This window comes from Streptomyces canarius (genome assembly GCF_014650735.1).
GTDB classification, from domain to species: Bacteria; Actinomycetota; Actinomycetes; order Streptomycetales; family Streptomycetaceae; genus Streptomyces; species Streptomyces olivaceoviridis.
Map to the genome: position 1 here is coordinate 27,464 of NZ_BMVN01000043.1, position 12,959 is coordinate 40,422.

General features: G+C 71.5%; 18 protein-coding genes and 1 pseudogene. 9 read left to right on the forward strand and 10 right to left on the reverse strand.

The window, feature by feature from the left end; all coding sequences use genetic code 11:
• Positions 1–114 precede the first annotated feature (114 nt).
• Positions 115–303, forward strand: coding sequence for a hypothetical protein (locus IE294_RS37280; protein ID WP_189893623.1), 189 nt, complete (start codon positions 115–117; stop codon positions 301–303).
• 42 nt (positions 304–345) lie between these two features.
• On the opposite strand, the gene IE294_RS37285 is transcribed toward IE294_RS37280, so the two are convergent.
• Both IE294_RS37285 and IE294_RS37290 read right to left on the reverse strand, forming a co-directional pair.
• Positions 346–1,260: a winged helix-turn-helix domain-containing protein gene (locus tag IE294_RS37285; RefSeq protein ID WP_189893625.1), complete on the reverse strand. Its 915-nt coding sequence runs from the start codon at positions 1,258–1,260 to the stop codon at positions 346–348.
• A 326-nt stretch (positions 1,261–1,586) separates the two neighbouring features.
• The gene (locus IE294_RS37290; protein WP_189893627.1) at positions 1,587–2,189 is read right to left on the reverse strand and encodes an RsiG family protein; all 603 of its coding nucleotides are present in this window, start codon (positions 2,187–2,189) and stop codon (positions 1,587–1,589) included.
• 161 nt (positions 2,190–2,350) lie between these two features.
• Here IE294_RS37290 and dtd point away from each other — a divergent pair, with 161 nt between their 5' ends.
• Positions 2,351–2,776 (forward strand): D-aminoacyl-tRNA deacylase, encoded by a 426-nt coding sequence (gene dtd, locus IE294_RS37295; protein ID WP_106972130.1) that lies wholly within the window; start codon positions 2,351–2,353, stop codon positions 2,774–2,776.
• An 8-nt stretch (positions 2,777–2,784) separates the two neighbouring features.
• Here dtd and IE294_RS37300 read toward each other — a convergent pair.
• Positions 2,785–3,201, reverse strand: a pseudogene (locus IE294_RS37300) (helix-turn-helix domain-containing protein); the annotation flags it as partial.
• A gap of 144 nt (positions 3,202–3,345) precedes the next feature.
• Here IE294_RS37300 and IE294_RS37305 point away from each other — a divergent pair.
• On the forward strand, positions 3,346–3,747 hold the full coding sequence (locus IE294_RS37305; RefSeq protein WP_189893631.1) for a hypothetical protein: 402 nt from the start codon (positions 3,346–3,348) through the stop codon (positions 3,745–3,747).
• Positions 3,744–4,055: a hypothetical protein gene (locus IE294_RS37310; protein WP_229917718.1), complete on the forward strand. Its 312-nt coding sequence runs from the start codon at positions 3,744–3,746 to the stop codon at positions 4,053–4,055. The genes IE294_RS37305 and IE294_RS37310 overlap by 4 nt, the downstream gene beginning before the upstream one ends.
• A 102-nt stretch (positions 4,056–4,157) precedes the next feature.
• On the opposite strand, the gene IE294_RS37315 is transcribed toward IE294_RS37310, so the two are convergent.
• The 4 genes from IE294_RS37315 to IE294_RS37325 form a co-directional block, all read right to left on the reverse strand.
• A complete protein-coding gene (locus IE294_RS37315; protein WP_043441578.1) occupies positions 4,158–4,445 on the reverse strand; it encodes a DUF1416 domain-containing protein in 288 nt (95 codons plus the stop codon).
• Between the two features lie 45 nt (positions 4,446–4,490).
• Positions 4,491–5,336, reverse strand: a complete 846-nt coding sequence (locus IE294_RS37320) for a sulfurtransferase (protein WP_189893632.1) — start codon at positions 5,334–5,336, stop codon at positions 4,491–4,493.
• A 125-nt stretch (positions 5,337–5,461) separates the two neighbouring features.
• Positions 5,462–5,542, reverse strand: a complete 81-nt coding sequence (locus IE294_RS49885; RefSeq protein WP_350751515.1) for an Ms5788A family Cys-rich leader peptide — start codon at positions 5,540–5,542, stop codon at positions 5,462–5,464.
• A gap of 225 nt (positions 5,543–5,767) precedes the next feature.
• Positions 5,768–6,505 carry an LmeA family phospholipid-binding protein gene (locus tag IE294_RS37325; protein ID WP_189893634.1) on the reverse strand — a complete coding sequence of 246 codons (738 nt, stop codon included), beginning with the start codon at positions 6,503–6,505 and terminating at the stop codon, positions 5,768–5,770.
• Between the two features lie 131 nt (positions 6,506–6,636).
• Here IE294_RS37325 and IE294_RS37330 point away from each other — a divergent pair, with 131 nt between their 5' ends.
• A complete protein-coding gene (locus IE294_RS37330) occupies positions 6,637–6,900 on the forward strand; it encodes a DUF3099 domain-containing protein (RefSeq protein WP_014673503.1) in 264 nt (87 codons plus the stop codon).
• A 55-nt stretch (positions 6,901–6,955) separates the two neighbouring features.
• Here IE294_RS37330 and IE294_RS37335 read toward each other — a convergent pair whose 3' ends face one another.
• Positions 6,956–7,318: a DsrE family protein gene (locus IE294_RS37335; protein WP_189893636.1), complete on the reverse strand. Its 363-nt coding sequence runs from the start codon at positions 7,316–7,318 to the stop codon at positions 6,956–6,958.
• Between the two features lie 235 nt (positions 7,319–7,553).
• On the opposite strand from IE294_RS37335, the gene IE294_RS37340 reads away from it, so the two are divergent.
• The 4 genes from IE294_RS37340 to ygfZ all read left to right on the forward strand — a co-directional run bounded on the left by IE294_RS37340 (position 7,554) and on the right by ygfZ (position 10,420).
• Positions 7,554–8,129 carry a heme-binding beta-barrel domain-containing protein gene (locus IE294_RS37340; RefSeq protein ID WP_189893638.1) on the forward strand — a complete coding sequence of 192 codons (576 nt, stop codon included), beginning with the start codon at positions 7,554–7,556 and terminating at the stop codon, positions 8,127–8,129.
• Between the two features lie 640 nt (positions 8,130–8,769).
• Positions 8,770–8,979, forward strand: coding sequence for a restriction endonuclease subunit S (locus tag IE294_RS48160; protein WP_229917720.1), 210 nt, complete (start codon positions 8,770–8,772; stop codon positions 8,977–8,979).
• A 28-nt stretch (positions 8,980–9,007) separates the two neighbouring features.
• A complete protein-coding gene (locus IE294_RS37350) occupies positions 9,008–9,445 on the forward strand; it encodes a Fur family transcriptional regulator (RefSeq protein ID WP_014673509.1) in 438 nt (145 codons plus the stop codon).
• 9 nt (positions 9,446–9,454) lie between these two features.
• Positions 9,455–10,420: a CAF17-like 4Fe-4S cluster assembly/insertion protein YgfZ gene (gene ygfZ / locus IE294_RS37355; RefSeq protein WP_189893640.1), complete on the forward strand. Its 966-nt coding sequence runs from the start codon at positions 9,455–9,457 to the stop codon at positions 10,418–10,420.
• 13 nt (positions 10,421–10,433) lie between these two features.
• On the opposite strand, the gene IE294_RS37360 is transcribed toward ygfZ, so the two are convergent.
• On the reverse strand, positions 10,434–11,603 hold the full coding sequence (locus IE294_RS37360; protein WP_189893642.1) for a serine hydrolase domain-containing protein: 1,170 nt from the start codon (positions 11,601–11,603) through the stop codon (positions 10,434–10,436).
• Positions 11,604–11,678: 75 nt separating this feature from the next.
• Positions 11,679–12,956: a hypothetical protein gene (locus IE294_RS37365; RefSeq protein ID WP_189893644.1), complete on the reverse strand. Its 1,278-nt coding sequence runs from the start codon at positions 12,954–12,956 to the stop codon at positions 11,679–11,681.
• Positions 12,957–12,959: the final 3 nt, after the last annotated feature.

Here is a 12,959-nt window from a genome sequence, read left to right on the forward strand (position 1 = left end):
CCGTCTACGGGGAGTTGTTGAAAAGTTGTTTGAGGATAGGTACCAAGTGGGGACAACTTAATCAGAGTTGGTTGCCAACTTGGTCAAGTTGGTACACCGGAAGGGGGAACGTCCATGCCTGTCCTCGCGCTCCTCTCCGCCCTCTTCGTCGTCGGCTTCGAGCAGCTCGTCCAGTGGCGTTTCGGTGCCGTCGGCCTGGTCGGCCTGCTGCTGCTCACCGTGGGCGTCAAGGCCAAGAGCCCGGCCGTCAGCTCGGCCGGCGCGGTCCTGCTGGCGGTCCTGCTGGCCGGCCCCGCGCTGTGACGCCGGCCATGCCGGCCCGGGGCGTCCGCACGCCGGGCCCGCCTAGGGCGTCAGCACAAGGTCCGAACTGATCGTCTCCCACAGCGCCTCGAACCACAGGCGCGACTGCTCCACGAACGCCGCGTCCCGCTGCCCGGCCCGCCGCTCGAAGGCGAACAGCATGGACCGGGTGCCGTCGGCGTCGTACAGCTCCACGTGCGCGTCCTCGATCTCCCGCTTCCGGCGCCCCAGCGTGTAGTACGCGAACAGCGCCTCGGAGTCGCCCAGCAGGTAGAGCTTCACCGGCGGGGTGAACGGCAGCGCCCGGAAGGAGACCTGCACGTCGACGCCGTGCGTGGTGCACAGCGCCAGCAGGTTCTGCCGCAGCACCAGGCCCTGGGCGTTGCGCTGGGCCAGCCAGCGCCGGTGCAGCAGACCGCCGTCGTCGGCGTCCACCGGCGTCGGGAAGGCCAGGTCGATGTCGCGGCTGGGCAGCAGCAGCCGTACGTCGATCGTGGCCGGTTTCAGCCGTCCCGCATGGATCTGTCGCAGCGGCTCGCCGATCGCCAGGGTGAGCGAGACCGAGGTCAGACAGAGGGCGTCGATGCGCACGTGCGGGGCGGCGAAGGCGGCGGCGACGCGCGGCGCGAGGCCGACCATGGTGGGCTGCGGCGGCGCGGCGGGGCCCGCCGGAGGACGTGCCGGCCCCGGGACCGCCGCCACGGTGGCCGGGCTGCCCTTGGAAACGCCGGTGAGCAGATGCTCCGACTGAAGGATGCGCAGGGCCTGCCGCACCGCGCCGCGCTCGACCCCGAACTCGTCGGCCAGCTTGGCCTGCGTGGGCATGCGCTCGCCCGGCCGCAGCACACCGGACCTGATCCGGCTGCGGAGTTCGTCGGCGATCTCGCGGTGGGACGAGCGGTGCCGCTGGGGCCTCGACCGCCCACTGGAGGAGGCGTGCTCCGGGTCCACGAACAAACACTACAACTTCCCGCCAACTTGCGGCAGTTCCCCGGCAGCTGGTTATAAGCCGCATTCCAGCGGACATAAGTACAGTGAAGTTGGCAACCAACTCGCAGGACCTGGTCGAACTACCCAGTGGTTGGCCGCTCGGGTTCCCTTCCGGAGGGGAGCCGGGAGCCCGGACAGGGGACGGCCACCGGAGCGCACAGCCACAACTGAACAGCGACATCTGAATACCGACATCGCACAGCCACAACTGAACAGCACGCTACGGACGACCAGCACGCGAAGGGAACCACAGCAGACAGGGCGCCGACCTCGCACGAGGCGGCGCCCTTTCGTCACATCAGCAGATCGTCCACCTGGGCCTCACCCTCCCGGTACCGGCGGGCGATCTCCCCGCTGCAATCGTCGGCCGTACGCTGCAACCGCTGGCGGCGCCGCGACACCTCCTGCTCGTAGCGGACCAACCGCCCCATGCCGGCGCTCAGTTCCAGGTCCGTACGCGCCGTCAGGTCCGACAGCTCGACCTCGGCGAGCATCTCGGCGGCCAACTGCCCGTACTCCTCGTTGTGCGGGGTGCCGAGCGTGACGTGGCGGGCCGAGGAGCGCTGCCGGGCCGGGGCGTCCTTCAGGATCTCCGGGAGCCGGTCGACCACGGAGCCGTCCGCCGGCGCCGGCACGGACGCCCGGCCGCGCCGGCCCAACTCCGCGCGCAGGATGTCGATCCGCCCCTGGAGCAGCCGCCGCACATAGCTGAGGTCCGCCTCGTCGCGCTGGGCGTCACGGCGCAGGGTGCGCAGCTCGGGCAGGCTCAGCCGCGCCAGGTCGGGCTCGGGAGGCTCGGCGGGCAGCGCCGGGCCCGTGCTGCCGTCGGCGCGCTGGGCGGGCGGCCGGTACGTCCCCTGCGTCCCCAGCCGCCCACTGGTACTCGGTGTGCTCATCTTGCGTGTGACCGTCCCCTCGACCCGCGTGTGGGAAGCATCGTGCCACCCCAACCAGCCGCAATGTGACCGAGTGCCCCCGAACATCCCCAGATGGGCGGCAAGAGATCCATAGTGGACCCCGTGCGGGCTAGTGCGGGACACCGGGCATGATGGTCCGCATGCGTGCGGTGGTGCAGAGGGTGGACGGCGCGAGCGTCGTCGTGGACGGCGAGACGGTGGGCGCGATCGAGGGCGAGGGGCTGTGCGTCCTCGTCGGGGTGACCCATGAGGACACCAAGGAGAAGGCGGCGCAGCTCGCCCGCAAGCTGTGGACGATCCGGATGCTGCACGACGAGAAGTCGTGCAGCGACATCGCCGCCCCGCTCCTGGTGATCAGCCAGTTCACCCTCTACGGCGACGCCCGCAAGGGCCGCCGCCCCACCTGGAACGCGGCGGCCCCCGGCGACGTCGCCGAGCCCTTGGTCGACGAGGTGGTGGCCCAGCTGCGCGCCCTGGGCGCGACGGTGGCGACGGGCCGCTTCGGCGCCCGGATGAGGGTGTCGCTGACGAACGACGGTCCGTTCACGGTGCTGCTGGAGATCTAGCGGGCGGACCCCTTGACCCCGCCCACGAACGCCGTCCAGGCCGCCGGCCCGCGCGCGTACGCGTCGGTCTGGAGAAGCCCTGGCGGCCTGCTCACGCCGTAGTGCCACAGGCTCACCGCCTCGGCCTCCAGCAGCCTGTACCGCCGGTACTGCTCCTTGAACTGCGTCGGGTCCGCCACCGCCGGCTCCCACAGCGTGACCAGCAACCCCGGCGTCCCATGGAACTGGTCCAGCGCCGGGACGACCTCGGGGCCGCCCAGCGTCTGGCCGCTCTCCATCTTGCTGAACCGGGAGGCGTCCCAGCCGACCTCCTTCGCCACGTCCCGCAGGCTCAGGCCCCGTTCGCTCCTCAGGCGCCGTAACTCCTCGCTGAACCGTGCCCTCGGCTCCCGACTCCGTCCCGTGACCACCAACCGCTGCGGCATCGCGCTCCTGTTGCATTTGCATTCGACCCGTTCAGCGGCCCGGACGCCGTTTGCGTGCGCCATGCTCATGGACATCACCTGAACACGCAGCGTAGCTGTTGCCTCGCGCTACGCACACGCGTTCTCGGAAAGGAGCTGCCCGCGATGACACCGACGTCGGAGTCCCACGAGCCCGGACGTCTTCTCTACGACCCCGCCACCGACAAGGTCGGCGAGTACCGGGACAGAGCCGGCCCCTACGTGATGCTGCGCCCCCTCGGCGGTGGGGTGGAGTGGCAGGCCGACCCGGAGAGGGTGCGTCCGGCCACGGACCGGGAGCGGATCGGGGCGGGCGTGCGGGCGGTCAATCAGCGCGCCCGGGGCATTCCCTCGCTGCCGCCGCCCCTGGACGAGGCGAGCCGGCCACCGCGTCCCGTACCGGGCTGTGCCGCCTGCCTGGAGCTGGCGGAGCGGCGGGAGGCGGCGCGGGTGGCGTACGACCGCAGCGCCGAGACCGACGCGAACGTGCTGCTGCGCCAGCACCAGCGGACGGAGCACCGCGCATGACGGCCGAGCGGGGCGGTCTGCCGTACGAGGAGTGCAAGCGGCGGCAGCGGGAGAACCCGGCCCCGCGGGACCGGACCATGACCCCGCCGGCCAACGCGCTGCCGCCGTTCCATCCCGCGTTCCATCCCGGGGTGCGTGGTGCGCCCGGCGCCACCGGCCCGGCTCCCGCCCCGGGTTCCCCGCCCCGCCCCCGACGCCGTCCCGGGCGCCGCGTGCCCGACGGTGCGGCCGTCAGCGGCTTCCTCGCCGCGCCCTGCGTCGGCGCGCCGCTCGCGGCGATCGGCCTCGCGGCGGTCCGGCGCTGCTGACGCAGCCCCCTGCACAGCCGAAGGGCCGCACCCCCTCTGGCGTCCAACCCAGGGGATGCGGCCCTCAGCCGTCACTGAGCCCGCGCACGGGCGAAAGGTCGCTCAGACCGCGATGGCGACCTCGGCCAGTCCGCCCTTCTGGGCGACGACCGTGCGGTCGGCGGTCGCGCCCGGCACCAGCGCCCGCAGCGTCCACGTGCCCTCGGCCGCGTAGAAGCGGAACTGGCCGGTCGCGGAGGTGGGCACCTCCGCGGTGAACTCGCCGGTCGAGTCGAGCAGTCGGACGTATCCGACCACCGGCTCGCCGTCGCGGGTCACCTGGCCCTGGATCGTGGTCTCACCGGGCTTGATCGTCGAGGCGTCCGGGCCGCCGGCCTTCGCTCCACACATGTACGTCTCCAGAGGGGTCTCGGTCTGACCGGAAGGCCGGTCGGGTTACTTGTTGGCGCCGAGCTCGATCGGCACGCCGACGAGGGAGCCGTACTCGGTCCAGGAGCCGTCGTAGTTCTTGACGTTCTCCACACCGAGCAGCTCGTGCAGCACGAACCAGGTCAGGGCCGAGCGCTCACCGATGCGGCAGTAGGCGATCGTGTCCTTGGCGAGGTCCACGTCCTCGGCGGCGTAGAGCTCCTTGAGCTCCTCGTCCGACTTGAAGGTGCCGTCGTCGTTGGCGTTCTTCGACCACGGGATGTTCCTCGCGGTCGGCACGTGGCCCGGACGCTGCGACTGCTCCTGCGGCAGGTGCGCCGGGGCGAGCAGCTTGCCGGAGAACTCGTCGGGCGAGCGGACGTCGACGAGGTTCTGCACGCCGATCGCGCTCACGACGTCGTCGCGGAAGGCGCGGATCGAGGTGTCCTGCGCCTTGGCCGTGTAGTCGGTCTTCGGGCGCTCGGGGACCTCGTCGCCGGCGACCAGCTCGCGGGCGTCCAGCTCCCACTTCTTGCGACCGCCGTCGAGGAGCTTGACGTTCTCGTGGCCGTACAGCTTGAAGTACCAGTAGGCGTACGACGCGAACCAGTTGTTGTTGCCGCCGTAGAGGACGACCGTGTGGTCGTTGGCGATGCCCTTCTCCGACAGGAGCTTCTCGAAGCCCTCCTGGTCGATGAAGTCACGGCGGACCGGGTCCTGGAGGTCCTTGGTCCAGTCGATGCGGATCGCGTTCTTGATGTGGTTCTTGTCGTAGGCGGACGTGTCCTCGTCCACCTCGACGATCGCGATGGTCGGGTCGTCCAGGTGCTCCTGGAGCCAGTCGGCGTCGACCAGGACGTCGCTGCGGCTCATGCTCTTTCTCCTCCGGGGCAGTCGCGGCGGGGCGTGCGAGTAGAGAGGGGGGCGCGCTCGGTGCCGAGCGGCGCACGGATGCCCTGGCAGCAGGGCGGGTGAGACGCGGGAGCCGGGGCTTCCGCTCAGAAGGGGCGACAGAGCATGGCGGCAACGCGGCACAGGTCCACTGCCCGCCGCTTCGTAAGATCCGCCTGTCGCTTCATGGCCTCGATCGTAGGGACGTCCGGGCGGGCGTGTCACCGGTGTGTCACATGGCGAGATGGGATCGTCCGAATGGCGGGACATGCGACGTGGCCCGGGAGCCGTCGGACGGCTCCCGGGCCCGCGTGCCGGTCATCGCATCTGCGCTACGGACGTGACCGTCTCGCCAGTCGGACAGGTCCCGTGTTCGGGCCCACCGGCGTCCGTTCCCGTCGGCGCCGGTCCCCCTACCCCGCCAGCTTGACGTCCGAACCCTTCACGCTGATCTGCACGCCCTTCGGCGCGGCCTCCACCTTGTCCAGCTTGATGCCGCCGGGAAGCTGGTCGATGACCTGCTGGAAGTCGGTGATCTCGCGGATGCGGTCCTCGGCGATCGCGGCGGCGCCCAGCTGGGGCAGGGAGTCCGCGTGCACCTCGACCTTGTTGTTCACCACGGCCACCGAGCTGAGCACGGACACCGTCTGCTTGATCCCGAGGGACGAGACGGTCCCCTCCACCGCGACCTTGATCTTTCCGTTGCCGCCGTCGGAGAGGCCGACGATCCGGGCCATGACGCCGGGGGCCACCTCGGTCGGCTGGGACTTGGCCGTCTTCAGCAGCTCGGCGTAGGAGATCGACGCCGTGCCGGTCGCGGTGGACGCGGTGGCCGAGCTGTAGTCGCCGGAGAACTCGACGCCCTTCATGTCGGCCTTCAGGTCGTCGACCCGGATGGTCTGGCCGGGCTTGCCGGTGGCCGCCTCGTACTCCTTGATGCCGACCTCGACGTCGTCCAGCGAGCCGCCCGCGACCTGCGTGAGGAACGGGAAGCCCTTGATGTCCACGCTCGGGGTCGAGGGCAGGTTCTCGGTCGCCTTCAGCTTGTCCGCGGCCTCGCCCTCGGCGAAGTGCACCGCGACCCGGTCCACGATCACGAAGAGTCCGCCCAGGATCACGACGATGATCAGGAGTATTCGCAGGGCGCGCATGTGGTGGTTCCCCCGGGTCGGCGACGGCGTTGGTGAATCCGGTACGGACACGCCACGGTAACCCCGCCGGGCCCGGTCACCGGGATTTGTGGATCAGTTGTGACAGGCCGCGCCGGACCTACAGTGGACGTATGTACGCCCGGCGTCGGCACATCTACTTCGCCATGATGGGGACCTGCATCGGCCTCTTCGTCCTGGCCTGGGGGGTCATTCGCATCTGGTCGGTGCCGGCGGCCGTCGGCATGTGCGTGGTGGCCATGGTCATCCCGCCGGTCGCCGCGATGATCGCCAACCGCCGGGGCCCGGAGGACCGCTGGTGGGACGACCCCTCCGGCGACCCGCAGTCCGACGAGTGGTGGGACGAGCTGGACGGCAAGAAACGCCCGCGCCCCTAGAGGGGCCGGCGAGGTCGCGGCCGGCCGGCGGTGGAGGACTCAGCCGGTGGAGGACTCAGTAGACGAGCGCCTGTGTCTCGTCCCCGAGTGCCTCCTGCACGAAGACCTGCGCGCCGGCGATCCGCACGCCCTCGATGACGTCCTTCTCCGTGATCTCCCGGCGGGCGGCGCACTGCGTGCACAGGGTGACGCGTCCGGCGGCGAGGACCGACTCCAGCAGATCGGGCAGCGGCGCGGCGTGCGGCAGCTCGAACTCGGCGGCCCGGCCCGGCAGCGCGAACCAGGACGACTCCCCGGTCAGCCACAGCGAGACCTCGACCCCGCTGGCCACGGCCACCGCGGCCACCGTGAACGCCTGCGAGCACCGCTCGGGAGCGTCCGCCCCGGCCGTCACCTTGATCACGAGCTTCTTCGCCATGCGGGAAGCGTAGCCCTCGGCGGCGCCGCCCCTCACAAGGAGCGCCCCGGCCCGGCCGCGTAAGCTGGGCTGCGGCTCTGTCGTCCGCCCACCCACGCTCAAGGAGCACCCGTGCAAGCATTCTTCGAAATCCTGCTGGTCCTGGTCTGCGTCGGCGTGCTCGCCTTCGCCGGTCTGACCGTGAAGAAGCTGTACCAGGGCCAGCGCTGATCCACACCCACGAAAGCCTCCGCTCATGATCGAGATCCCGTCCGACCTGCACAAGGACCTCGTCCCGCTCGCCTTCCTGCTCGGCAACTGGGCCGGCGCGGGCGTGCACGACTTCCCCGGCTCCCAGAAGTGCAACTTCGGGCAGGAGGTCAGCTTCACCCACGACGGCCGGGACTTCCTGGAGTACCGCTCCCGCACCTGGGTGCTCGACCAGGACGGCAACAAGGTCCGCCCCCTGGAGACCGAGTCCGGCTTCTGGCGGATCCGCCCCGACCGCACGGTCGAGGTCACGATGACCCGCGACGACGGCGTGATCGAGATCTGGTACGGCGCGATGGCCGACAAGAAGCCGCAGATCGACCTGGTGACGGACGCCGTCGCCCGCACCGCTGACGCGCGGCCGTACAGCGGCGGCAAGCGGCTCTACGGCTACGTCAAGAGCGACCTGATGTGGGTCGGCGAGAAGCAGACCCCCGAGGTCCCGCTGCGCCCCTACATGTCGGCCCAGCTCAAGAAGGTCGTCACCCCCGAGGACGTCGAACGCTGGGCGAAGGCCCTCCCCGACGACCTCCCGGACGACGGCATCGCCTTCTTCAAGTAGGCCGCCGCCTCTTTCTGATCTTCTCTTCCACAGGGCCCCGCGCACCGCGCCGGGGCCCTGTGTCGTTTCCGGTTGTTTCCGGCTCCTCGGGCACGTGCCGATCAAGGGGGGCGGATCTGGCGACTCTGGCCGGGCACCTGGCCGAGATGCACGCGCGAACGCGGGAAGCGGACGCCGCGGTGGAGGAGCTGCTGGGGAGGTACGGCCTGTGAGCGAGGACGTGATCGAGGCTCTCCCACACGGCTGGCGGCGGGTGTCCCTCGGCGACATCTGCGAGATCCAGGGTGGCGGTCCAGCCGTGCGCAGGACCGAGCAGATCGAGGCGGGAGTGCCGCTGATCCGTCCGGCCGATCCGCGCAATCGAAGGATCGCGGACCGGTCCGGCATGGTGTGCGTCGCCCCCCCCGGACGGCACGTGACCTGTCCAAGTACCGGGTGCTCGCCGACGACATCCTGGTGACGCGCACCGGGACGGTGGGCCGAGTCGCGCTCGTGACCGCTCAGGAAAGCGGGTGGCTGCAACACCCACCTGTTCCGGGTGCGCGCGCACGATCCCACGCAGGCCGCGTACCTGCTCGCCTACCTCTCGCGTCGGGGAGCCGGTGAATAACTAGAGCGGCGAGCGGTCGGCACCACCGGCATGCGGTCCATCACCGTGCGCACGCTCCATGACCTGGCGGTGCCGCTGCCCGCGCTCGACCAGCAGAGGGAGATCGGAGCCGCCCTCCACGCGATCGACGAGAAGACCAGAGCACACGAGGAGATCATCCGAGCGACCGCGGATCTGCGTGAGGTCCTCTCCGACCTTTTGATGTCGGGCGACCTGCCCACAGGCTCTTCGGCTCCTTGATGGTCGTCGGCCCTCCTACACTGGGCGTGTGGTGAGCACCGACTGGAAGAGCGACCTCAGGCAGCGCGGCTACCGGCTGACGCCGCAGCGGCAGCTTGTCCTGGAAGCCGTGGACACCCTTGAACACGCGACCCCCGACGACATCCTTGCGGAAGTGAGGAAGACGGCGTCGGGGGTCAACATTTCCACCGTCTACCGCACGCTGGAGCTGCTGGAGGAACTGGGCCTGGTCAGCCACGCCCACCTCGGGCACGGTGCCCCGACCTACCACCTCGCCGACCGCCACCACCATCTGCACCTGGTGTGCCGGGACTGCGACAACGTCATCGAGGCGGACGTGGACGTGGCCGCGGAGTTCACGGACAAGCTGCGCCGGCAGTTCGGTTTCGACACCGACATGAAGCACTTCGCGATCTTCGGCCGGTGCCAGGACTGTTCCCTGAAGGGTTCAAGTACCACGTCGTAGGCTTGCGGTATGAAGAGCCCCCTGCTGTCCCTGCCCGGCGCCGTCCCCGCCGAGGGTGTGGACGAAGGTGTCGCCGCCCACTACGGCGACCTGTTCCGTGAACAGCGCGCCCTCGCCGACGGCACCGGTTTCGTCGATCTCTCGCACCGCGGTGTCGTCACCGTCAGCGGCGAGGACCGGCTGAGCTGGCTGCACCTGCTGCTCACCCAGCACGTCAGCGAACTGCCCGTGGGAGAGGCCACCGAGGCCCTGATCCTCTCCGCGCACGGGCACATCGAGCATGCCCTGTACCTGGTGGACGACGGCACGACCGTCTGGGCCCATGTGGAGCCCGGCACCCAGGACGCGCTGATCGCGTACCTGGAGTCGATGAAGTTCTTCTACCGGGTGGAGGTCGCCGACCGCACCGCCGACATCGCCGTGGTGCACCTGCCCGCCGGTTCGATCGCCGACGTCCCGGACGGGGCCGTCGTGCGCGAGACGCCGTACGGCCGTGACGTCTTCCTGCCCCGGGCCGGCCTGGAGGAGTTCGCCGCCTCCCACGGCCCCGCCGCCGGGCTCCTCGCCTACGAGGCGCTGCGCGTCGAGCAGCACCGGCCCCGGCTCGGCTTCGAGACCGACCACCGCACCATCCCGCACGAGCTGGGCTGGATCGGCACGGCCGTGCACCTCCAGAAGGGCTGCTACCGGGGTCAGGAGACCGTCGCCCGGGTGCAGAACCTGGGCAAGCCGCCGCGCCGGCTGGTCTTCCTGCACCTGGACGGCAGCGACGTCCATCTCCCGGTCCCCGGCACGGAGATCCGCGTCGCGGACGAGGGTCCGGAGGGCCGCAAGGTCGGTGTCGTGACGACGTCGGTACGCCACCACGAGCTGGGGCCGGTGGCGCTGGCGGTGGTGAAGCGGAACGTCCCGGTCGACGCGCGCCTCCTGGCCGGGGAGACGGCGGCGGCCCAGGAGGTCGTGGTCGAGCCGTGACCCCGCGCGGGGCTCAGTTGGTCAGCACGCCGACCACCCGGTTGATCATGTCCTCACCCGCGTTCAGCGCGGTCGGCGTGTAGGACAGCACGAAGCGGGTCGACAGGTCGCGCGTGGCGAACACACGGGTGCGGTAGCCGTAGGTCTCGCCGGTCTTCCCCCAGAAGGTCGCGCCGTTCACCGTGGCCGCCTGGAGGCCCATGCCGTAGCGGGCCGGGGTGCCGTCCAGCATGGGCACGGTGGGCAGAGTGACCATCTTCCGCAGGGCCCGCCCCGGCAGGAGCACCCCGCTGAACAGGGCCTCCTGGAACCGGAAGAGGTCGTTCGCGGTGGAGACCAGTTCGCCCTCGCCCCAGGCGGCGGACTGGTCGTAGACCGTCGCATCGCGCAGGCCGCCGTCCGTCATGCGCAGGAAGCCGTGGACGGACGGGCCGTGCGGGCGGGGATCGTCGCCCGGTATCCGCGTGCCGGTCAGTCCCAGGGGCCGCAGGATCCGGGAGGCGATCACCTCGCCGTAGGGTCGCCCCGTCAGTTCCTCGATCAGGAGGGCGAGGAACACGTAGTTGACGCCCCGGTACTCCTGCGCGCAGCCGGGAGGGAACTTGAGGCGGTCCCGCGTCACCGTGGCGACCAGGGCCCGCGGTGTCCAGTGGTCGAAGCGGTGCCGCAGGACCGCCTCCGGTGTGCCGAGGTCCGGCAGGCCCCGGTGGTCGGGCAGCCCGCTGGTGTGCTGGAGCAGATGCGCCACCGTGACGCGGTGGAAGCGGGAGGGCAGGGCGAGGCCGGGAAGGCAGTGCGTGATCGGGGCGTCGAGATCCACCCGGCCTTCCGCCCAGAGTCGCAGCACGACCGTGGCCACGAAGGCCTTCGTCACGCTGCCCGCGCGGAAGCGGTCGTCCGCCCGGACGGACCGGCCGCTCGCCGGGTCGGCCGTGCCCGCCGTGCCGTACCAACGGCTGCCCCGCCGCTCCACCAGCAGCTGGGAGGCCGTCGCCTCCGGATGCGAGAGATCGCCGATCGCGGCGCGTAAGGCGGCGGGGTCGAGCGGGGCAGGGGGGTCCGGGGCGGTGGGGCCGTCCGCGATCGGCACGGCCGTCGCCGGGGTGGCGAGCCCCGCGGTGGCGAGCGTCAGGACGGCGGTCGCGCCCATGCCCGTGAAGGCGCGTCGGGAGAGAGAAGTCATGTGATCGATCCTTCTCCCGCCCGCGCGCCGGGACATCGGGGATGGCCCCGAAGCGACCCTGGTCCGCCCCCGGCCTCAGCCCAGGGCGCGCCCCAGGACCCACACCACCGGTGCCGCCGCCGACAGGGGCAGGGCCACGCCGGCCGTGAAGTGGACGAAGCGGGACGGGTAGTCGTAGCTGGCCACCCGGTGGCCGACCAGGGCGCACACCCCGGCGGCGGCGCCCAGCAGCGCCCCCTTCGTGCCGAAGCCGGTCATGCCGCCCACGGCGATCCCCGCGCCCGCCGCCGCCAGCAGGGCGACCACGACCGACACCGGGGTCGGCAGGGGCAGGGCACGGGCCAGGACCGTCACCGCGACCGCCGCGGCGCCGACCGAGACCGCGTGCGGGTCGACGGCCAGGTACCCGGTGGCCAGGACCGCGAGCGCCGCCGAGGCGACCGTCGCCATCAGGCCGTACATCCGCTCGTCCGGCGAGGCGTGCGAGCGCAGCTGGAGGACGAGGGAGAGCAGCACCCAGAGCCCGAGCGGGCCGAGGATGGCCACCAGGGCGTGGTCGCGGCCCGCCGCGAGGACCGCCACGTCGGACGTCAGCGCGCCCGCGAAGGCCAGCGCGATGCCCTGCCGGGCGGGCCACATGCCGTTCAGCCGGAACCAGCCCGCGGCCGTCACCGCCTGGAGCACCACCAGCGGCACGGCCAGCGCGTACGAGGCGACGGGCGCCGCCGCGGCGAGGAGCAGGCCCAGCACGGCGGTGAGCAGCGCCGGCTGCATGCCGGGCTCGATGATCGGGGAACGGCCCTCCAGGCGGGCCCGCTGGGCGTCGGTGATCCGCGCGTTGCCGGCGAGGGTGGCGGGGCCGTAGGCGGGCCCGGCCTCCGCGTCGGCCGGGGCCGCGGACGCAGCCGCCGCGGGCTCCGGTGCGGGCGCGGGTGCCGGTTCGGGGTGCGGCGCGGGCGGGTACGTCCCCGCCCCCGCGTGCGTCCCGCCGTACGCCCCCGCGGGCGCCCCACCGTACGTCCCCGCGTACGGCTCGGCGTACTGCTGCTGGGGCTGGGGCTGCTGGTACTGCGGCTGCTGGTAAGCGGGCTGCTGGTACCCCGGCTGCGGATACCCCGCCTGCTGGTACCCGCCCTGCTGCTGCTCCTGCCGCGGCAGGTACGCCGTCTCCGCCGCCTGCACCGGCGCGTGCGTCTGCGTCTCCCAGGTCTGGCCCTGCCACTGCTGGGTGAGTTCCGGGTCGTGGCCGGGCTGCCCGGGGTGCGGCTCCTGCGCGGGCCACTGCTGCTGGTAGGGGTCGTAGCCCTCGTAGGGGCCGCCCTGATACGGCTCCTGGTACGGCTGGTTGGTCATCGC

Excerpts from the sequence above, each read along its gene's own strand:
- IE294_RS37280 (WP_189893623.1), top strand. The coding sequence starts at position 115 with ATGCCTGTCCTCGCGCTCCTCTCCGCCCTCTTCGTCGTCGGCTTCGAG.
- IE294_RS37290 (WP_189893627.1), bottom strand. The coding sequence starts at position 2,189 with ATGAGCACACCGAGTACCAGTGGGCGGCTGGGGACGCAGGGGACGTAC.
- dtd (WP_106972130.1), top strand. The coding sequence starts at position 2,351 with ATGCGTGCGGTGGTGCAGAGGGTGGACGGCGCGAGCGTCGTCGTGGAC.
- IE294_RS37305 (WP_189893631.1), top strand. The coding sequence starts at position 3,346 with ATGACACCGACGTCGGAGTCCCACGAGCCCGGACGTCTTCTCTACGAC.
- IE294_RS37310 (WP_229917718.1), top strand. The coding sequence starts at position 3,744 with ATGACGGCCGAGCGGGGCGGTCTGCCGTACGAGGAGTGCAAGCGGCGG.
- IE294_RS37315 (WP_043441578.1), bottom strand. The coding sequence starts at position 4,445 with ATGTGTGGAGCGAAGGCCGGCGGCCCGGACGCCTCGACGATCAAGCCC.
- IE294_RS37320 (WP_189893632.1), bottom strand. The coding sequence starts at position 5,336 with ATGAGCCGCAGCGACGTCCTGGTCGACGCCGACTGGCTCCAGGAGCAC.
- IE294_RS49885 (WP_350751515.1), bottom strand. The coding sequence starts at position 5,542 with ATGAAGCGACAGGCGGATCTTACGAAGCGGCGGGCAGTGGACCTGTGC.
- IE294_RS37325 (WP_189893634.1), bottom strand. The coding sequence starts at position 6,505 with ATGCGCGCCCTGCGAATACTCCTGATCATCGTCGTGATCCTGGGCGGA.
- IE294_RS37330 (WP_014673503.1), top strand. The coding sequence starts at position 6,637 with ATGTACGCCCGGCGTCGGCACATCTACTTCGCCATGATGGGGACCTGC.
- IE294_RS37335 (WP_189893636.1), bottom strand. The coding sequence starts at position 7,318 with ATGGCGAAGAAGCTCGTGATCAAGGTGACGGCCGGGGCGGACGCTCCC.
- IE294_RS37340 (WP_189893638.1), top strand. The coding sequence starts at position 7,554 with ATGATCGAGATCCCGTCCGACCTGCACAAGGACCTCGTCCCGCTCGCC.
- IE294_RS48160 (WP_229917720.1), top strand. The coding sequence starts at position 8,770 with ATGCGGTCCATCACCGTGCGCACGCTCCATGACCTGGCGGTGCCGCTG.
- ygfZ (WP_189893640.1), top strand. The coding sequence starts at position 9,455 with ATGAAGAGCCCCCTGCTGTCCCTGCCCGGCGCCGTCCCCGCCGAGGGT.
- IE294_RS37360 (WP_189893642.1), bottom strand. The coding sequence starts at position 11,603 with ATGACTTCTCTCTCCCGACGCGCCTTCACGGGCATGGGCGCGACCGCC.
- IE294_RS37365 (WP_189893644.1), bottom strand. The coding sequence starts at position 12,956 with ATGACCAACCAGCCGTACCAGGAGCCGTATCAGGGCGGCCCCTACGAG.